This is a genomic window from Streptomyces sp. NPDC037100 (assembly GCF_055606225.1).
This window is the reverse complement of record NZ_JBVJSX010000017.1, coordinates 114,124-132,206: the sequence shown is the minus strand read 5'-3', so window position 1 is coordinate 132,206 and position 18,083 is coordinate 114,124. Positions and strand designations below refer to the sequence as shown.

At 70.3% G+C, this 18,083-nt stretch carries 21 protein-coding genes; 6 read left to right on the top strand and 15 right to left on the bottom strand.

Translation table 11 applies throughout. The annotated features are described in order from the left end of the window. Nucleotides 1–91: 91 nt before the first annotated feature. The 9 genes from ACZ7EG_RS37165 to ACZ7EG_RS37125 all read right to left on the bottom strand — a co-directional run bounded on the left by ACZ7EG_RS37165 (nt 92) and on the right by ACZ7EG_RS37125 (nt 7,891). The gene (locus ACZ7EG_RS37165; protein WP_471088810.1) at nt 92–1,018 is read right to left on the bottom strand and encodes a MerR family transcriptional regulator; all 927 of its coding nucleotides are present in this window, start codon (nt 1,016–1,018) and stop codon (nt 92–94) included. Between the two features lie 103 nt (nt 1,019–1,121). Then, entirely contained in the window at nt 1,122–1,547 is a 426-nt protein-coding gene (locus ACZ7EG_RS37160; protein ID WP_471088808.1) for a rhodanese-like domain-containing protein, read from the bottom strand. Then, nucleotides 1,538–2,086 carry a cupin domain-containing protein gene (locus tag ACZ7EG_RS37155; protein WP_471088798.1) on the bottom strand — a complete coding sequence of 183 codons (549 nt, stop codon included), beginning with the start codon at nt 2,084–2,086 and terminating at the stop codon, nt 1,538–1,540. The genes ACZ7EG_RS37160 and ACZ7EG_RS37155 overlap by 10 nt, the downstream gene beginning before the upstream one ends. 97 nt (nt 2,087–2,183) lie before the next feature. Further along, the gene (locus ACZ7EG_RS37150; RefSeq protein WP_471088797.1) at nt 2,184–2,423 is read right to left on the bottom strand and encodes a putative leader peptide; all 240 of its coding nucleotides are present in this window, start codon (nt 2,421–2,423) and stop codon (nt 2,184–2,186) included. Between the two features lie 174 nt (nt 2,424–2,597). Continuing rightward, a complete protein-coding gene (locus tag ACZ7EG_RS37145) occupies nt 2,598–4,205 on the bottom strand; it encodes an FAD-dependent monooxygenase (RefSeq protein WP_471088795.1) in 1,608 nt (535 codons plus the stop codon). Nucleotides 4,206–4,485: 280 nt separating this feature from the next. Then, nucleotides 4,486–5,394, bottom strand: a complete 909-nt coding sequence (locus ACZ7EG_RS37140) for an amino acid ABC transporter permease (protein ID WP_471088793.1) — start codon at nt 5,392–5,394, stop codon at nt 4,486–4,488. Next, the gene (locus tag ACZ7EG_RS37135) at nt 5,391–6,068 is read right to left on the bottom strand and encodes an amino acid ABC transporter permease (RefSeq protein WP_471088791.1); all 678 of its coding nucleotides are present in this window, start codon (nt 6,066–6,068) and stop codon (nt 5,391–5,393) included. The genes ACZ7EG_RS37140 and ACZ7EG_RS37135 overlap by 4 nt, the downstream gene beginning before the upstream one ends. A 132-nt stretch (nt 6,069–6,200) precedes the next feature. Next, the gene (locus tag ACZ7EG_RS37130) at nt 6,201–7,037 is read right to left on the bottom strand and encodes a glutamate ABC transporter substrate-binding protein (protein ID WP_471088789.1); all 837 of its coding nucleotides are present in this window, start codon (nt 7,035–7,037) and stop codon (nt 6,201–6,203) included. Between the two features lie 77 nt (nt 7,038–7,114). Next, nucleotides 7,115–7,891, bottom strand: coding sequence for an amino acid ABC transporter ATP-binding protein (locus ACZ7EG_RS37125; RefSeq protein WP_471088787.1), 777 nt, complete (start codon nt 7,889–7,891; stop codon nt 7,115–7,117). Between the two features lie 290 nt (nt 7,892–8,181). On the opposite strand from ACZ7EG_RS37125, the gene ACZ7EG_RS37120 reads away from it, so the two are divergent. Together ACZ7EG_RS37120 and ACZ7EG_RS37115 are read left to right on the top strand one after the other, a co-directional pair. Next, nucleotides 8,182–8,868, top strand: coding sequence for a response regulator transcription factor (locus tag ACZ7EG_RS37120; RefSeq protein WP_184850680.1), 687 nt, complete (start codon nt 8,182–8,184; stop codon nt 8,866–8,868). Nucleotides 8,869–8,877: 9 nt separating this feature from the next. After that, nucleotides 8,878–10,284 carry a sensor histidine kinase gene (locus ACZ7EG_RS37115; RefSeq protein ID WP_471088784.1) on the top strand — a complete coding sequence of 469 codons (1,407 nt, stop codon included), beginning with the start codon at nt 8,878–8,880 and terminating at the stop codon, nt 10,282–10,284. A 40-nt stretch (nt 10,285–10,324) separates the two neighbouring features. Here ACZ7EG_RS37115 and ACZ7EG_RS37110 read toward each other — a convergent pair whose 3' ends face one another. Then, nucleotides 10,325–11,326 (bottom strand): TAXI family TRAP transporter solute-binding subunit, encoded by a 1,002-nt coding sequence (locus ACZ7EG_RS37110; protein ID WP_471088782.1) that lies wholly within the window; start codon nt 11,324–11,326, stop codon nt 10,325–10,327. A 95-nt stretch (nt 11,327–11,421) separates the two neighbouring features. Here ACZ7EG_RS37110 and ACZ7EG_RS37105 point away from each other — a divergent pair, with 95 nt between their 5' ends. Continuing rightward, nucleotides 11,422–11,829 carry a pyrophosphohydrolase domain-containing protein gene (locus ACZ7EG_RS37105; protein WP_104781302.1) on the top strand — a complete coding sequence of 136 codons (408 nt, stop codon included), beginning with the start codon at nt 11,422–11,424 and terminating at the stop codon, nt 11,827–11,829. A 245-nt stretch (nt 11,830–12,074) separates the two neighbouring features. Here ACZ7EG_RS37105 and ACZ7EG_RS37100 read toward each other — a convergent pair whose 3' ends face one another. The 3 genes from ACZ7EG_RS37100 to ACZ7EG_RS37090 all read right to left on the bottom strand — a co-directional run bounded on the left by ACZ7EG_RS37100 (nt 12,075) and on the right by ACZ7EG_RS37090 (nt 14,071). Beyond that, nucleotides 12,075–13,292, bottom strand: a complete 1,218-nt coding sequence (locus ACZ7EG_RS37100; protein WP_471088780.1) for a cation:proton antiporter — start codon at nt 13,290–13,292, stop codon at nt 12,075–12,077. A 4-nt stretch (nt 13,293–13,296) separates the two neighbouring features. Beyond that, nucleotides 13,297–13,782 (bottom strand): cation:proton antiporter regulatory subunit, encoded by a 486-nt coding sequence (locus tag ACZ7EG_RS37095; protein WP_471088778.1) that lies wholly within the window; start codon nt 13,780–13,782, stop codon nt 13,297–13,299. A gap of 124 nt (nt 13,783–13,906) precedes the next feature. After that, on the bottom strand, nt 13,907–14,071 hold the full coding sequence (locus tag ACZ7EG_RS37090) for a hypothetical protein (RefSeq protein WP_471088776.1): 165 nt from the start codon (nt 14,069–14,071) through the stop codon (nt 13,907–13,909). A 131-nt stretch (nt 14,072–14,202) separates the two neighbouring features. Between ACZ7EG_RS37090 and ACZ7EG_RS37085 the strand changes: the two genes are divergently transcribed. The 3 genes from ACZ7EG_RS37085 to ACZ7EG_RS37075 all read left to right on the top strand — a co-directional run bounded on the left by ACZ7EG_RS37085 (nt 14,203) and on the right by ACZ7EG_RS37075 (nt 17,189). Continuing rightward, complete coding sequence (locus tag ACZ7EG_RS37085; RefSeq protein ID WP_471088774.1) at nt 14,203–14,838, top strand: response regulator transcription factor; 636 nt, start codon at nt 14,203–14,205, stop codon at nt 14,836–14,838. A gap of 64 nt (nt 14,839–14,902) precedes the next feature. Further along, nucleotides 14,903–16,417 carry a tRNA (N6-isopentenyl adenosine(37)-C2)-methylthiotransferase MiaB gene (gene miaB / locus ACZ7EG_RS37080; RefSeq protein WP_471088772.1) on the top strand — a complete coding sequence of 505 codons (1,515 nt, stop codon included), beginning with the start codon at nt 14,903–14,905 and terminating at the stop codon, nt 16,415–16,417. A 58-nt stretch (nt 16,418–16,475) separates the two neighbouring features. After that, complete coding sequence (locus ACZ7EG_RS37075) at nt 16,476–17,189, top strand: class III extradiol dioxygenase subunit B-like domain-containing protein (RefSeq protein ID WP_471088770.1); 714 nt, start codon at nt 16,476–16,478, stop codon at nt 17,187–17,189. Between the two features lie 191 nt (nt 17,190–17,380). Here ACZ7EG_RS37075 and ACZ7EG_RS37070 read toward each other — a convergent pair whose 3' ends face one another. Beyond that, nucleotides 17,381–17,764: an antitoxin gene (locus ACZ7EG_RS37070; protein ID WP_471088768.1), complete on the bottom strand. Its 384-nt coding sequence runs from the start codon at nt 17,762–17,764 to the stop codon at nt 17,381–17,383. A gap of 25 nt (nt 17,765–17,789) precedes the next feature. Then, nucleotides 17,790–18,083: a hypothetical protein gene (locus ACZ7EG_RS37065; protein WP_471088766.1), complete on the bottom strand. Its 294-nt coding sequence runs from the start codon at nt 18,081–18,083 to the stop codon at nt 17,790–17,792.

The window sequence follows — 18,083 nt, the reverse complement described above, 5'->3', positions numbered from 1 at the left end:
CTTGATCAGCACCCCTCGATCCTGTCACTAGCCACTGACACGGTCCGATCCGGGATCGGCAAGGGGGCACCGTCCAGTTACGGGACAGCTCTTAGAGGGCCGTGTTTGAGGTAGCAGGTGGCTCTTGGGCGGACAGTTCTTCGGCCAGTTCCATACAGCGCAGGCGGGCTGGGGAGAAGTCGTAGGGCATCTTGCCGATGGCTTCGAACACGCTCATGGAGCCGGCCTCCCGCCTGTCAGGGCTGAGGTCGGCCTCGTCCTCGCCGTCATCGGCGGTAGCAGGGTGCAAAGTGTCCCAGGCGTCGAAGAGGGCATCGTCGTCCTTCCCCAGGCCGGACTCCTCGATGGCGGCCTGCAGGGCGCTTTCGAAGGCGTGCCGCTCGACGGCCACCTGAGCCACCCGCGGATCATCGACGGCGACGCTGTCATCGAGTGCCTCCTCGGCGTCATCGATGCGGTCGGAGTCCTCCCGCAGAGTGGGATGCGTAGCCAGGACGACGAAGCGGGTGGTCTGGACGGCCGCGCCGAGCGGGCCGAAGATCCGCTCAGTGACCAGCAGACTGTCCAGGTCCGCCTGACGCAGGGAGCCCTCGGGCAGGCTCTTGAGACGGTCGGTGACGAAGTCGGAGAGCAGGCCCATCCGGCTGCCTTCGGTGCGCATCCGCTGCACAACGGTCCGCTGCCGCCGCAATTCCGCCTCCTGCTCGGCGAGGGTTTCCTCCAGCCGCTCCAGGATGCCCGCGATACCGTCTCCGCTGTCCGCACCAGCGGAAGCCGTGCCGGTGGTGAAGGCGTCACGGATGTCGTCCAGGGCGATCCCGGCGTCGGCCATCTTGCGAATCCACAGCAGTCGGATCATGTCCTCGTACCCGTAGCGGCGGCGGTCATCGCCGCCCCGCTCAGCCTCCGGGAGCAGGCCGATCTCGTGGTAATGGCGAATCGCCCGCGGCGTTGTGCCGGCGAAGGCCGCCGCGTCACCGATCTTGACCTGGCGAGGTGGCATGAAGGACATGAGCAGGGACCTTTCCTCAAGGGACCGGGACGTAAGTCCACCGGACCACATGCCGCTACGGAAGGTGCAACCCCGTACACACCGCCCCGCGACAATGCCGCCCTCGCTCTCACTCCACCGGCAACCCCGCCCCCCGCCACGCCTGGAACCCCCCGACCAGGTCCGTGGCCCGGTGCAGGCCCAGCTGGTGCAAGGACTGGGCCGCCAGGCTGGACGCGTAGCCCTCGTTGCAGATCACGACGATGCGCAGGGCGTGGCTCGTGGCCTCGGGGAGGCGGTGGCTGCCCTGGGGGTCGAGGCGCCATTCCAGTTCGTTGCGCTCGACGACCAGGGCGCCGGGGATGAGGCCGTCCCGATCGCGCAGGGCGGCGTAGCGGATGTCGACCAGGAGTGCGTCGCCGGCCTGGGCAGCCTCGTACGCATCCTGCGGTTCGATCCGCTCGTAGCCCGACCGGACACGGTCCAGCAACTCGTCGATACCGACCGGCGGTCGGGTGTCGTGGGGTGTCGGCCCCGGTGCGGCGCTCACTGCCAGTCCTCCGGACGCTCGACCTGCTCGAGTCGCAGGAGGGGGCCGCTGCGGCTGTAGCGGCGGATCTGCGGCAGAGGCGGGTAGTAGGCGTGGACGGAGATCGCGTGCCGGTCGGGGGACTCGTTGAGCACCTCGTGGACGTGGTGTCGGCCGAAGGCCCGGCCCTGGCCGGCCCGCAGCCGGCGTTCCCGGTCCACGTCGTCGGTGAGTTCCAGGGTCTTCCAGCCGTCGGTGGGCAGCCGAGCCGCGAGCGAGTTCTCCTTGAGCTCGCCCGAGGCGGTCAGAAAGGCGCCGACCGAGTCGGCGTGGTCGTGCCAGCCGGTGCCCGTGCCGGGCGGCCAGCCGATCAGCCATGCTTCGCTGCCGCCGGGCCCGTCCAGCCGCACCCAGGTGCGGCCCTCGGGGTCGAGCGGCAGGGAGTCGATCAGCTCGGTGTCGGCGGCCGTGCGCCGGACGAAGTCATAGAGGTCGGCCTGGGTGGGAGCCGGAACGGTGGAGACGGAGGGCGTGGCAGGAGGGGTGGCAGAAGGGGATACAGACACGGGTGCCGTCCTGAAGGTCCTGATGAGGGTTCGCGAGCGAGGCGCGGCAGCCGACGGACAGAGCGCGGCGCGCGCACAGAAGAAGAGGAATGCGAAATCAGCAGGACGGGCGACACACGCAGCCCGCATAACGGAGGAGGTCCATATGGACCCTCCGCCACAGGCGCACACAGGTGTCGGTCACGAACCGGAGTACACCACGGCCGCCCGGACGGGTCAACTCACTGTCACCATGCGGACGCACTGTGACAGTGAGCACAACACCCCGGGACCTGCCACCGGGGCCGGCCGCACCGTGAACCGGCCGAAGCACCGGGCCTATGTGACGTGAACACATCCCCCAGGGCGTACCCCCAGGCCGGTTTCAGCGTGAACCGGCCGATGCGCCGGCCTATGTGACGTGAGCACATCCCCCAGGGCGTACCCCCAGGCCGGTTCCAGCGTGAACCGGCCGAAGCACCGGCCTATGTGACGTGAGCACATCTCCCAGGGCGTACCCCCCAGGCCGGCTTCAGCGTGAACCGGCCGATGCACCGGCCTCTGCCTGCGCCTTCACCGGCCCACCCACCGTGGCCTCCGCCGCGGCGTACAGATCGGCCGGGCGCACTCCGCCCAGCGCGGTGACGAGGTGCCCGTCGGGACGCACCAGCAGCACAGTGTGCGCGGCCGCACCCGGGTAGCTCTCGGCGACGAGCAGCTCGGCGGGGTGCGGCAGTGCCGTGACCGCCGCCGCGAGCTGCGGCATGATGCCCGCGCTGACCCAGTGCCTGCGCTCCCAGACACCTGTGCCCGGTGCGATCAGCACCACGAGCAGCGCACCGCGGCCGAGCCGGTCCCGCAGCCGCACGAAGGTGCCGTCCTCCGCGGTGACCCGTACGTCGGTGACGGGTGCACCGAATGGGGTGTCGACCGGGACCTCTCCTTCGAGGGATCGGGGTGCGAGCGGTGAATCGAAGTACGTCCCCGGCGCGCCGAGCTGGCCGTGCCCCAAGTGCCCCTCGGTGAGCAGGGCGTCGTGGCCCCGGGACGAACCGGGGACGACGGCCCGCAGCCCGCCACCGCCGCGCAGCAACGGCAGTGCCTGGTCGGCGGCGCGGAGCCGGGCGGCGACGACCGCCCGGCGTTCCGTCTGGTAGCTGTCGAGAAGCGCCTCGTGCGGCCCGTGGTGCCAGGCCAGGGCGAGCTTCCAGGCGAGGTTGTCGGCGTCCCGCAGGCCCTCGTCCAGCCCGTGCGTGCCCAACGCGCCGAGCAGGTGGGCGGCGTCCCCGGCGAGGAACACGCGGTCGGCGCGCCAGCGGCGGGCCAGCCGGTGGTGGACGGTGTGGACACCGGTGTCCAGCAGCTCGTACGGCGGGGTCGTGCCGCCCTCCCAGCCGGCCAGGGTCTCCCGGATCCGGGTGAGCAGCAGTTCGGGGGTGACCAGGTCCTTGCCCGGCGGCAGGAGCCAGTCCAGGCGCCAGACGCCGTCCGGCAGCGGACGTGCCGTGACCTCGCCGGCCGAGGGCCCGGACATGCGCCACGGCGGCAGGCGGTGCAGCAACGCCTCGTCGTGCCAGGGCAGTTCCGTACGGAGCGCGGCGACGGCGTGACGTTCCACCGCCGTACGGCCCGGGAAGCGGATGTCCTGGATCTTGCGCACGGTCGAGCGGGGGCCGTCGCAGCCGACCAGGTAACTACCGCGCCACCAGGTGCCCTTGGGGCCGCGGGTGTGGGCCGTGACGCCCGAGGGCTCCTGTTCGAGGCCGTCGAGGCGGCTCTCCACCGCGATCTTGACGAGCCGTTCGCCCGCGAGGGCGGCGCGCAGGGCGCCGGTCAGTACGTGCTGGGCGATGTGCAGGGGGGCGGGCTCGGTGCCGTCGAAAACCACCTCGCGCATCACCTGCTTGCGCCGCATCGACCGCCATCCGGCCCAGTGCGCACCGGCCCGGGAGAGGGGCATGCCGGTCAGCCGTTCCACGAGGGCGGCGGTGTCCTCGCGCAGGACGGCGGTGCGCGCCGCGCGGGGTTCGTCCTTGCCCGGACCCTCGTCGAGGACGACGCACGGTACCTCCTGACGCGCCAGCGCCAGGGCGAGCGTGAGCCCGACGGGCCCCGCTCCGACGATGATCACCGGGTCCACGGCGTGGCGCCCCCTGCCCGCGGTGGTGTCCTGAGAGACGTAGGTGAACAGGAAGTTGGAGCAGGGTGCACGATCACAGAACGTATGCAACCCATTGCCGGTGCTTGCGTCAAGTGACCAGGGGCTGGTGGCGATCATGGCACCGCATCAAGGTTAGCGAGCGACTCACTGGTCACTCGATGAGGTGTCAGGTTTGGTCGGAAACGGATGGCTTCTGGCTTGGTACGACTGTGGCCCGCCGGAATCCCGGCGGGCCACAGCAGGAGAGGCTGTCGGGCCGTCAGATAGTGCCACCGGCACCGGTGCCGTAGGTGCCGCCCACCTCGGCCGCGTTCACGTCATCGACCTTGTCGGCCCCGAGAACAGCACCCGTGCTCCGCTTGCTGCGCCGCAGCCTGCGCTCCAGCCACGAGGCGAAGGAAGTGAGGATGAAGTTCAGGATGATGAAGATGACCGCCACCACGATGAAGCTGGGGATGACGTTCGCGTAGTTGGCCGCGAGGGTGCTCCGCGTGTTGAGGAGCTCGGTGAACCCGAGCATCACGCCACCCAGCGCGGTGTCCTTCACGATGACGACCAGCTGGCTGACGATGGCGGGCAGCATGGCGGTGACAGCCTGCGGGAGCAGGATGCTGCTCATCGTCTGGCCCTTGCGCAGGCCGATCGCCATGGCGGCCTCGGACTGCCCCTTGGGCAGGGACAGAATGCCGGCCCGCACGACCTCGGCGAGGACCGAGGCGTTGTAGAGCACCAGGCCGGTGACCACTGCATACAGGGGCCGCTCGTCGCTGGGGATGCCCGTGGAGCGGACGTAGAACTCGTTGGCGAACAGCATCAGGAGCAGCACCGGGATCGCCCGGAAGAACTCGACCACCGCGCCGGCCGGGATGCGCACCCAGCGATGGTCGGACATGCGTGCGATGCCGAGGACGGCGCCCAGCGGGAGGGCGATGACCATGGAGAGGGCTGCGGCTTTCAGAGTGTCAGCCAGGCCCGGCAGCAGGTACGTCGTCCATGCTTCGGATGTGGTGAACGGCTTCCACAGGGCCCATTCCAGCTGGCCCTTGTCGTCCATCGTCTGCCAGACCCACCACAGCAGCAGGGCGAGCAGGACGAAGAAGACCACTGAGAAGAGCACGTTGCGCCGCTTGGCCCGGGGGCCGGGGGCGTCGTAGAGGACGGACGTCATCGCTTCACCGCCAGTCGCTTGCTCAGCCAACCGAGGATCAGGCCGGTGGGCAGAGTCAGTACCACGAAACCGAAGGCGAAGACCGCGCCGATGAGCACTGTCTGAGCCTCGTTCTCAATCATGTCCTTCATCAGGAGGGCGGCCTCCGCCACGCCGATCGTGGCCGCCACGGTCGTGTTCTTGGTCAGCGCGATCAGCACGTTCGCCAACGGCCCGATGACCGAGCGGAACGCCTGCGGCAACACGATGAGCCGCAGGACCTGGCTGAAACTCAGTCCGATGGCTCGGGCTGCCTCCGCCTGGCCGACAGGCACTGTGTTGATGCCCGAGCGGATCGCCTCGCAGACGAAGGCTGCGGTGTACGCGACCAGGCCGAGCACCGCCAGGCGGAATGCCTTGGCCTCGAAGTCGTCGGGGACGCCCATTGTCACGCCGAAGATGTTGGCCAGGCCGAGCGAGGTGAAGACGATGATGACGGTGAGAGGGATGTTGCGGACGATGTTCACATAGGCGGTGCCAAACCCGCGCATCAGCGGAACAGGGCTGACCCGCATGGCCGCCAGCAAGGTGCCCCAGATCAGAGATCCGATGGCCGAAAGGACGGTGAGCTGCACCGTGACCCAGAAGGCACCCAGCAGGGTCGGGTCGTCATAGTCAGATAGAAAGTCGAACACGATCTCCCGCGCTTCCGGGTGTGTGGCTTGGGCAGCGGACGTGCCGCGCCGCCGCCGGAGAAGCAAGGGGCGGCGGCGCGCCTGCGGATCCCCGCTGTGATCGCGGGGATCCTGCGTCGGCGGAGTTCCGCGTTACTGGACGATCTGGCCGATCTTCGGGGCCTTCTCGTTCTTGTAGTTCGCCGGCCCGAAGTTCTCCGTGACGGCCTTGTCCCAGGAGCCGTCGCTGACCATCTTCTCCAGCGCGTCGTTGATCTTGTTCACGGTCTCGGTGTCGCCCTTCTTCACACCGATGCCGTAGTTCTCGTTGCTCAGCTTCAGTCCGGTGAGCTTGAACTGACCCTTGTACTGCTCCTGCGCCGCGAAGCCGGCGAGGATCGAGTCGTCCGTGGTCACGGCGTCGAGGGCGCCGCTCTGCAGACCCGCGATGCACTCCGAGTAACCGCCGAGCCGCTGGAGCTGGGCCTTCGGCGCGATCTCGTCCTTGACGTTCTGAGCCGAGGTGGAGCCGGCCACCGAGCACAGCTTCTTGCCGTTGAGGTCGGTGCCCTCCTTGATGTCCGAGTCCGCCTTCACCAGCAGGTCCTGGTGGGCCAGCAGGTACGGACCGGCGAAGTCGACCTTCTGCTTGCGCTCGTCGGTGATCGAGTACGTGGCCGCGATCATCTTCACGTCGCCGCGGGACAGCGCGTTCTCACGGTCGGCGCTCTTCGTCTCGACCCACTCGATCTGGTCGGGCTCGTAGCCCAGTTCCTTGGCCACGTACGTCGCCACGTCCACGTCGAAGCCGGAGAAGGAACCGTCGGGCTCCTTCAGGCCCAGACCGGGCTGGTCGTACTTGATGCCGATCTTGATCTTGTCGCCGCCGGAGCCGTTGGAGTCACCGCCGTCGTCGCCACCACAGGCGGTGGCGGTCAGGGCGAGGACAAGAGCGGTGGCGGCCGCAGCGGAGACCTTGCGGAGCTTCATGGTGAACATCCTTTGCCGTGAAGAGAGAAAACCGTCGTTGCGGGTGACGCGGATCGTGGCGAATGCGACCCGCGCCGTCAGTGGTGCAGGATCTTCGACAGGAAGTCCTTGGCACGGTCGCTGCGCGGGTTGCTGAAGAACTGGTCGGGCGCAGCCTCCTCGACGATTCGGCCGTCCGCCATGAACACCACGCGGTTTGCCGCAGATCGCGCAAAACCCATCTCATGGGTGACAACGATCATGGTCATACCGTCGCGGGCGAGCTGCTGCATGACCTCCAGCACCTCGTTGATCATCTCGGGGTCGAGCGCGGAGGTCGGCTCGTCGAAGAGCATCACCTTCGGCTCCATGGCCAGCGCACGTGCGATGGCGACGCGCTGCTGCTGGCCGCCGGAGAGCTGCGCCGGGTACTTCTCGGCCTGCGCGCCCACGCCGACCCGGTCGAGCAGGGCCCGGGCCCGCTCCTCGGCCGCCTTCTTGTCCTTCTTGCGGACCTTGATCTGGCCGAGCATCACGTTCTCGAGCACGGTCTTGTGCGCGAAGAGGTTGAAGGACTGGAAGACCATGCCGACATCGGCGCGGAGCCTGGCCAGCTCCTTGCCCTCGGCGGGCAGGGGCTTGCCGTCGATCGTGATCGTGCCGGAGTCGGTCGTCTCCAGGCGGTTGATGGTGCGGCACAGGGTGGACTTGCCGGACCCGGAGGGTCCGATGACCACGACGACTTCACCGCGGGCGATCGTCAGGTCGATGTCCTGGAGTACGTGCAACGCGCCGAAGTGCTTGTTGACGCTCTTCAGGACGACCAGTTCTCCGGTCGCGGCCACATCTTCCTTGGCCACCGATACTTCGGTCATCGCTCTCAGGCTCCGTCCTCCTCGGTTTCGGAGGACAGTAGTAACCCCGTACGACCTGCGTCATTACATCTGAGGGGAATCTGAGCATCACGATCCGATAGCAATCGGACACGTGTCGTAGCACTTGGGAGCGGCGCTCATACCAGCCGGGTAACGGAAGCGGTCCGCAACCGGAACCCTCTTGACGCCGTCCTCATCCATCAGCGTGACTGCACAAGGTGCACGCGCGCGCGTGCACACGTTTTCGTACACATCTAGATCGTACGGCCAGTGAACCGAAGGGGGCCCGGATGAGACTGCTGCTCGTCGAGGACGACAACCACGTCGCCGCCGCCCTGTCGGCGGTTCTGGCACGGCACGGGTTCGACGTCACGCACGCGCGCAGCGGTGAGGAGGCCCTCCAGGCACTCGTTCCCGAGGGCGACTGCTTCGGTGTCGTCCTCCTCGACCTCGGCCTGCCCGACCAGGACGGATACGAGGTCTGCGGCAAGATCCGCAAGCGCACCAGCACCCCGGTGATCATGGTCACCGCGCGCTCCGACGTGCGCTCCCGCATTCACGGCCTCAACCTCGGGGCCGACGATTACGTGGTGAAGCCCTACGACACCGGGGAGCTGCTCGCCCGTATCCACGCGGTCAGCCGGCGCACCTCCCACGAGGACACTTCCAGCGGCATCGAGACCGAGCTGCGGCTCGGCCCGGTGCACATCGAGCTGCCCAACCGCCGGGTCAGCGTGGACGGGTCGGTGATCCAGCTGACCCGCAAGGAGTTCGACCTGCTGGCCCTGCTCGCGCAGCGGCCCGGGGTGGTCTTCCGCCGGGAGCAGATCATCAGTGAGGTGTGGCAGACCAGCTGGGAGGGGACCGGGCGGACCCTTGAGGTGCATGTGGCGTCCCTGCGCGCCAAGCTGCGCATGCCGGCCCTCATCGAGACCGTACGCGGAGTCGGATACCGGCTCGTCGCGCCTGCCGGGTAGCGGGGCCGGGTGCGCACTCGTCTGCTTCCGCTGCTCATCGTCCTGATGGCGGCCGTTCTGCTCGCGCTCGGCATCCCGCTCGCCGTCAGCCTCGCCGGCGCCCAGCAGCAGAAGGTCGTCGTCGACCGGATCGACGACACGGCGCGCTTCGCCGCCCTCGCCCAGTTCGTCACCGACTCGCCCGACGGCACCACCGGTGCCTTCGAGAACGAGCGCCTGGCCACCCTCAGCAGCGAGCTGCGCAGCTACTACGAGGTCTACGGCATCCGGTCCGGTGTCTTCTACCGCACCGGCAGGGCCATGGCCCATGCCCCCGCCGAGTGGTCGCTGCCCCAGGAAGGCGAGGTGCGGGACGCCTTTGCCGAGGCGAAGCTCAGCCGCCGCAGCCATGACCCGAAGCAGGTGTGGCCCTGGCAGCGCCGCAACCTCGTGGTCGCCTCGCCGGTCATCCGGGACGGCGACGTGGTCGCGGTCGTCGTCACCGACTCGCCCACCGGACAGCTGCGCTCACGCACGCTGCACGGCTGGCTGGTCATCGGCGCGGGCGAATTCGCCGCGATGCTGCTGGCCGTCGGCGCCGCCCTGCGGCTGACCGGCTGGGTGCTCAAGCCCGTGCGCGTCCTGGACGCCACCACCCATGACATCGCCACCGGCCGGCTCAAGTCCCGGGTCGCCGCAGCCGGCGGCCCGCCGGAACTCCAGCGGCTCGCCCGGTCGTTCAACGAGATGGCGGACAACGTCGAGGACGTGCTGGAGCAGCAGCGCGCCTTCGTCGCCGACGCCTCCCACCAACTGCGCAACCCCCTGGCCGCGCTGCTGCTGCGCATCGAGCTGCTCTCGTTCGAACTGCCCGAGGGCAACCAGGAGATCGCCTCGGTCCAGGCCGAGGGCAAGCGCCTCGCGCAGGTCCTGGACGACCTGCTCGACCTCGCGCTGGCCGAGCACACCGAGGCGGATCTGAGGATCACCGACATCGGTGAGCTCGCCGCCGAACGTCTTGCGGCCTGGGCTCCGACCGCCGAGGCCAAGGGCGTGCGCCTGGTGGGGGACTGCCCGCCGACGACCGCGTGGGCCGACCCGGTCGCGCTGTCCAGCGCGCTGGACGCGGTCATCGACAACGCGGTGAAGTTCACGCCCGAGGAGCAGACCGTGGAGGTGACCGTCGCCTCCAACGGCGACACCTCCACCGTCGTCGTGGCCGACCAGGGTCCGGGCCTCACCGAGGAGGAGCTGGCCCGCGTCGGTGACCGTTTCTGGCGCAGCGGCCGGCACCAGAACATCAAGGGCTCGGGCCTCGGGCTGTCCATCTCGCGGGCGCTGCTCGCGGCGGGCGGCGGTTCGATCGCGTACGACCGTCATGAGCCGCACGGACTGAAGGTGACGGTGTCGGTGCCGAGGTCGGCGCCCACGGCCTGACGGGAAGGCGACTGTTTCGCGACCGCGGTCCGCCCGGGCGCTACGGCTTGACCGACTGGTAGTAGCGCTGGGCGCCGACGTGCAGCTTGAGGGGGTCGGTGTAGATCGCCGTGCGGACATCGACCAGCTGGGCGGAGTGGACGGTCGCGCCGATGAGGTCCCGGCTGTCGAGCACCGTACGGGTCAGCCACTCGGTGAGCCGCGGATCCATGTCGCTGCGCGTGATCAGCAGGTTGGACACCGCGAGCGTCGGTATCGCCTTGCCGCGCTGGATGGTGGGGTAGGCCGATTCCGGCATCTTCGTGGCCCGGTAGTAGCGCGTGGCGCCGCCCTGGTCGTGCAGTCTGGCCACGAGCGTGGCGTCGATCGGCACGAACCGGAAGGCCGACGCCGACTTCTTGGCCGGCCGGCTGAGCCCGTCGGTGGGCAGGCCGCCCGACCAGAAGAACGCGTCCAGGCCGTGGCCCAGGCGCTTGGGTCCGGTGTCGATGCCGTCCGACGACGGCTTGATGTCCTTCTCCGGGTCGATGCCGGCCGCCTTGAGCACGCCATTCGCTATCAGCCGCACACCGGAGTCGGGCAGCCCTATGGCCACGCGCTTGCCCCGCAGGTCCGCGACGGAGCGGATGTCCGAGTCCGGCGGCACGACGAGCTGGACGTAGTCGTCGTACAGACGGGCGACACCGCGCAGCCGGTCGGCGCCCAGGTTCCTGCCGAGCTTGTACGTGGCGACGGCGTCGGCCGCGGCGATCGCGAAGTCCGCGTCGCCCCTCGCCACGTCCGCGACGTTCTCCTGCGAACCGGCACTGGGCTGCAGCCGCACCTTCAGGTCGGGCATGTCCTTGTCGATCTCGTCGCTCAGGAGCTTGCCGTACTCGTGGTAGACCCCCGCGCGTGTGCCCGTGCTGAACGTGATGGTCCCGCTCGGTGGCTCCTCGGCCCAGGGGCGCAGCCACCACATCAGCAGGCCGAGGACCACGAGGGAGGCGGCGCCGCCCTGCAGGGCCCGACGTCTGCCGATACGGGGGAGCGTTCTGGACATGCGGGCGATCCTGCCAGCCGGGTGGCCCCCTGACCAGGGCAGGGGGCCACAAGCCGGGCGGGGGAGTGTCCGTGCCCGCCACTACAGTCGCCCCCATGAGCTCTTCGCCCGCTGACCTGGTCCGTGAATTCCACCGCGCCTTCGGCCTGGACGCCCGCAGCACGCCGACGGAGGTCTCGCCGGAACTGGCGGCCCATCGCGGCGAACTCCTCGCGGAGGAAGCGGCGGAGGTCGCCGAGGTGTCGGTGCGAGGGCCGCTCGACCGGCTCGCCCACGAGCTGGCGGACGTGGTCTACGTCGCGTACGGCACCGCCCTCGTGCACGGCATCGACCTCGACGCGGTGCTCGCCGAGATCCACCGCTCCAACATGACGAAGATCGGCCCCGACGGCTCGGTCTCACGCCGCGAGGACGGCAAGGTCCTCAAGGGCGAACACTACGAGGCACCGGACGTGCCGGGGGTGCTGCGCAGGCAGGGGTGGGTACCGGGCGGGGGCGCCTGACCTGGGGCACGCCCCAGAGATCACGCCCCTGTGCCTCGGCCTGGCGCCCTGCGCCCGGGCGCCCTGCGCCTCGGCCCGGGGCCCTGCGCCTCGGCGCGGCGCCCTGCGCCCCGGCCCGGCCCCCTACGCCTCGGCGCGGCGCCCTGCGCCCCGGCCCGGGGCCCTGCTCCTCAGCCCGGCCCCCTCGCCTCGGCCCGGCCCCCTGCGCCCCGGCGCGGCCCCCGGCGCACCCGGCCCACCCTTCCTCAGTCGGCGACCGGTGCCTCCGCCTCGGCCGCCCGGGGCGTGGGCTCCAGGCGGTGGGGCTCGCGGCGGCGGGACCACCAGGTCGCCACCGGCTCCGTGTAGCGCGCGGTGAGCGGGCCGAGCACGACCAGGATCAGCACATAGGCCGTGGCAAGGGGGCCGAGGGACGGTTCGATCCCTGCCGCGACCGCGAGACCCGCGATGACGATCGAGAACTCTCCGCGTGCGACCAGCGCGCCCCCTGCCCGCCAGCGGCCCTTGACGGAGATCCCGGCCCGCCGGGCCGCCCAGTACCCGGTGGCGATCTTCGTCAGCGCGGTGACGACGGCCAGCCCGAGGGCGGGCAGCAGGACGGGCGGGATGCTCGACGGGTCGGTGTGCAGCCCGAAGAAGACGAAGAAGACCGCTGCGAACAGGTCACGCAGGGGGCTCAGCAGGGTGTGCGCGCCCTCCGCGACCTCCCCCGACAGCGCGATGCCCACCAGGAAGGCCCCGACCGCCGCCGACACCTGGAGCTGCTGCGCGACACCCGCGACCAGGATGGTCAGGCCCAGCACGACCAGCAGCAGCTTCTCCGGGTCGTCGCTGGAGACGAACCGTGAGATGAGCCTGCCGTAGCGCACGGCCAGGAACAGCACGAGTCCGGCCGCTCCCAGCGCGATCGCCAGGGTCACGCTGCCGGCCATCAGCCCGACGCCGGCCACCAACGCCGTGACGATGGGCAGGTACACCGCCATCGCCAGATCCTCCAGCACCAGCACGCTGAGGATCACCGGCGTCTCCCGGTTGCCGACCCGGCCCAGATCGCCCAGCACCTTCGCGATCACGCCGGACGACGAGATCCAGGTGACACCGGCCAGCACGACCGCGGCCACCGGGCCCCAGCCGAGCAGCAGCGCCACCGCCGCCCCGGGCAGCGCGTTGAGGGCGCAGTCGACCAGACCGGACGGGTAGTGGGTCTTGAGATTGGAGACCAGATCGCTCGCCGTGTACTCCAGGCCCAGCATCAGCAGCAGCAGGATGACGCCGATCTCCGCGCCCGTGGCGATGAACTCCTCGCTCGCGCCGAGCGGCAGCAGACCACCCTCACCGAAGGCCAGACCGGCCAGGAGATACAGGGGGATCGGCGAGAGCTGGAACCGGCCGGCGAACCGGCCGAGCAGGCCGAGGCCGAGAATGATGGAACCGAACTCGATGAGCAGAACCGCGGAGTGCAAAGGTTCACTCCCGCCCGAGTATGGTCGCGGCCGCGTCGACGCCCTCGCGGGTGCCGACGACGATCAGCGTGTCGCCGCCCGACAGCCGGAAGTCCGGCGCGGGTGACGGGATCGCCTCGGCCCGGCGCAGCACGGCCACCACCGACGCGCCCGTCTCCGTCCGCATCCGCATGTCGCCGAGCACCCGCCCGTTCCAGCGCGAGGTCGCGGCCACCTCGATCCGCTCGGCGACCAGCCCGAGATCCGTGGTGTACAGCAGGCTCGGGCTGTGGTGGGACGGCTTCAGCGCGTCGATCAGCGAGCCCGCCTCGGAGCTGGTCAGCTTCAACGACTGTGCGCACGAGTCGGGATCGTCGGCCCGGTAGACGTTCACCGTGCGCGTGCCGTCGCGGTGCGCCACCACCGACAGATGGCGGTGTTCCCGCGTCTCCAGGTCGTACTGGACCCCGATACCCGGCAGCGGCGTCGCCCTCAGGCGCGGAGCTGACACGTTGCTTCCCCTTGTTCGTCTTGTCTGCCTTGTCGGCCTTGTCCGTCTTGGTTGTCGTGCTGTGTCGGTCTGATGAACGGTGCCGATCATCGGACGAGTCAACTCCGCATGCTCCCATCCGGCCCTACGGTGACGACATGGGTGTCGTGACGGATATACGCAGCGGCCGGTCGCCGGAGAGGGCGGACGGTGCGGTGCACTGCGCGAAGGCGGGAAGGAGCGGACCCAGGAGCGTGTCGTTGTTCTGGCGGATCTTCTCGCTCAACGCCGCCGGCCTGGTCGTGGCCACGGCGCTGCTGCTCGGCCCGGTCACCGTGTCCACCCCCGTCCTCGCGGGCGAGGCCCTCGTCCTGATCGGCGGTCTGGTGCTGCTGCTCGCCGGCAACGCGCTCGTGCTGCGCTACACCGACACCGATCCGTGTGCTGCTCGCCGACGACCACACCCTCGTACGCCGGGGTGTGCGCCTCATCCTGGACGGCGAGCCCGACCTCACGGTCGTGGCCGAGGCCGGAGACGGCGCCGAGGCCGTGGCCAAGGCCCGGGAAACCCCGGTGGACCTCGCCGTCCTGGACATCGCCATGCCCCGCACGACCGGCCTCCAAGCGGCCCGGGAGCTCTCCCGCCGGATGCCCGACCTGCACATCCTGATCCTGACGATGTACGACAACGAGGAGTACTTCTTCGAGGCGCTCAGGGCCGGGGCCAGCGGCTACGTACTCAAGTCCGTCGCCGACCGCGACCTGGTCGAGGCCTGCCGGGCCGCCGTGCGCGACGAGCCGTTCATCTACCCGGGTGCCGAACGCGCCTTCGTCCGCTCCTACCTGGAGCGGCTGCACCGGGGCGGCGGCCTGCCGGAGCGGGCCATCACCGAACGCGAGGAGGAGATCCTCAAGCTGGTCGCCGAGGGCCACACCTCGAAGGAGATCGGGGAACTCCTGTTCATCAGCGCCAAGACCGTGGAGCGCCACCGCGCCAACCTTCTGCAGAAACTCGGTATGCGCGACCGCCTGGAGCTGACCCGGTACGCGATCAGGGCCGGACTCATCGAACCCTGAGCCCGGGACGGAGGTTGTCCACAGGCGGCCGGGCCACGTTCGCCGACCGCCTACCCTTGTCCTCATGAGCAGCATCGACCGGAGCCAGTCAGTGGGCGGCACGCGCACATACGAGGTACGCACCTACGGGTGCCAGATGAACGTCCACGACTCCGAGCGGTTGTCCGGACTGCTGGAGGACGCCGGCTACGTCCGTGCCCCCGAGGGCGCCGACGAGGCGGACGTTGTCGTCTTCAACACCTGCGCCGTGCGGGAGAACGCCGACAACAAGCTGTACGGCAACCTCGGCCACCTCGCACCGAAGAAGGCGGCCCGCCCCGGCATGCAGATCGCGGTCGGCGGCTGCCTCGCTCAGAAGGACCGCGACACCATCGTGAAGCGGGCGCCCTGGGTGGACGTCGTCTTCGGTACGCACAACATCGGCAAGCTGCCCGTCCTGCTGGAACGGGCGCGCGTGCAGGACGAGGCGCAGGTCGAGATCGCCGAGTCGCTGGAGGCGTTCCCCTCGACGCTGCCCACCCGCCGCGAGAGCGCGTACGCGGCCTGGGTCTCCATCTCCGTCGGCTGCAACAACACCTGCACCTTCTGCATCGTCCCGGCCCTGCGCGGCAAGGAGAAGGACCGCCGCCCCGGTGACATCCTCGCCGAGATCGAGGCCCTGGTTGCCGAGGGCGTCTCCGAGATCACGCTGCTCGGGCAGAACGTCAACGCCTACGGCTCCGACATCGGCGACCGCGAGGCCTTCAGCAAGCTGCTGCGCGCCTGCGGGAAGATCGACGGGCTGGAGCGCGTCCGCTTCACCTCCCCGCACCCGCGGGACTTCACCGACGACGTCATCGCCGCCATGGCCGAGACGCCGAACGTGATGCCGCAGCTGCACATGCCGCTCCAGTCCGGCTCCGACCCGGTCCTGAAGGCGATGCGCCGCTCCTACCGCCAGGAGCGCTTCCTGGGGATCATCGAGAAGGTCCGCGCCGCCATCCCGCACGCCGCGATCAGCACGGACATCATCGTGGGCTTCCCCGGCGAGACCGAGGAGGACTTCGTGCAGACGCTGCACGTGGTCCGCGAGGCGCGCTTCGCCCAGGCCTTCACCTTCCAGTACTCCAAGCGCCCCGGCACCCCGGCCGCCGAGATGGACGGCCAGATCCCCAAGAAGGTCGTCCAGGAGCGCTACGAGCGGCTCGTCGCCCTCCAGGAGGAGATCTCCTGGGAGGAGAACAAGAAGCAGGTCGGTCGCACGCTGGAGCTGATGGTCGCCGAGGGCGAGGGCCGCAAGGACGACACCACCCACCGCCTGTCCGGCCGCGCCCCCGACAGCCGCCTCGTCCACTTCACCAAGCCGGACCAGGAGGTCCGCCCCGGTGACGTGGTCACGGTCGAGATCACCTACGCCGCCCCGCACCACCTCCTCGCCGAGGGCCCCGTGCTGGACGTGCGCCGCACGCGCGCGGGCGACGCCTGGGAGAAGCGGAACGCGGCCGAGAAGGCCAAGCCCGTCGGGGTGATGCTGGGCCTGCCGAAGATCGGCGCCCCCGAGCCCCTGCCGGCCGTGGCGAGCGGGTGCGGCTGCGACTGAGCCGGGCCGCTGCCGCCCTGTGCGGTGACAGCGGCCCCTGAGGGCTACCCTGCCGATCATGCTTGTCGCCGCCGCTGTCTGCCCCTGCCCGCCCCTCCTGGTTCCCGAGGTCGCCGCGGGAGCCGCCCCGGAACTGGATGCCGCGCGGGCCGCCTGCACGGACGCGCTGGGGGTGCTCGCCGCCGCCCGGCCGGGACGGCTCGTGGTCGTCGGACCGGTCGGCGGTGCCGGGCCCGAGACCTACCCGGCGGGAACGGCGGGGTCCTTCCGGGGCTTCGGCGTCGACCTCGACGTTCGGCTGGGCGCGGCCGAGGACGCGGACACGGAAGCGCGGCTGCCGTACTCGCTGGGTGTGGCCGCCTGGCTCCTGGAGCGGACCGAGTGGTCCGACGCCCCGGTCGAGGGATTCGGGGTGGGGGAGTCCTGCCCGACCGAGCGGTGCGTGCGGTCCGGAAGGGACATCGCCGCCTTGGACGAAAGGGTGGCCCTGCTGGTGATGGGAGACGCCAGCGCGTGCCGGACGCTCAAGGCCCCGGGCTACCTGGACGAACGGGCGGCTCCGTTCGACGCGCAGGTCGCACGGGCGCTCGGCGCGGCGGACCTGGCCGCGCTCACCACGCTGGACACCGGGCTGGCCCACGAGCTGAAGGTGTCCGGCCGGGCTCCCTGGCAGGTTCTGGCGGGCGCGGCCGAGGGCGCGGACCTCGGCGGCTCACTGCTGTACGAGGACGCGCCGTACGGCGTGGGATACGTCGTCGCCGCCTGGTCGTAGACCTGGGCCGCAGGGTGCGGGAAGGGGGCGTGGCGGGGGGCCGCGGGAACGGTCGTAGTGGCCGCAGGGTGCGGGAGAACGGCGGACGGCCGGGAGCCCTCGTGCTCCGCGGCCGTCCGCCGATGTGTCCTTCGGTGTGCTGATGCGTGCTCGGGCCGGGTCCGGCCGCGGCCCTCGGCGCCGAAGCGAGCTCAGGAGGTGGGCGGTGGTGCCTCCGGAGGCGGAGTGCTGCCTGCATCCGTCGGGGGAGCCGCGTCCGTCCAGGCAGCCGCGTCCCGTGGTGGTGCCGTCCGGCCTGTGCCGGGCGGCATCGTCGTGCCGGCCGCGCCGGGCATCCTCGTGCCGGCACTCTCCGGTGCCCGGTCGCCATGGTGCGTGAATCGGTCCATGGCGCCCTTGGCCCGGCCCGTGCCCGACTGGATCCTGTCGCTGTACTTGCCCCTGGTCGTCTTGTCGACGGCCTGCGCGGTCCTGTCGAGACCGTGGTGGATCTTGCCCTCGTGCCGCTGGGCGAGGTCGGAGACCTTGCCCTTGGCCGGGCCCAGCTTGGCTTTCACGTTGTCGATGAGACCCATGGCTCACCTTCCCTCGAGCGGGCGGTCACTTACGGGCGCCCTCGCCGGCCTCGTTGTCGGCCGCCTTCTCGGTGGACTGCTGCTTGGGGATGTCGACGCCCTCGGGCTCGGTGACCTCGGGGGTGGGCTCGGCAGCCGGCTCCGCCGCTTCCGGGGCTTCGTCGTTGCCCTTCGCCTCGGCGGTTCGGGCGGCCTCGGCCGTCTCCGCCCCGGCCGTCTCCGCCTCGCCCCCGGCCTTCGCCGCGTCGTTCTGAGCCTTGGCTGCAGGCGTCTCCGCCGTGGCCTTCGACCGCCGGAGAAGTCGTGCAAAAACGCCCAT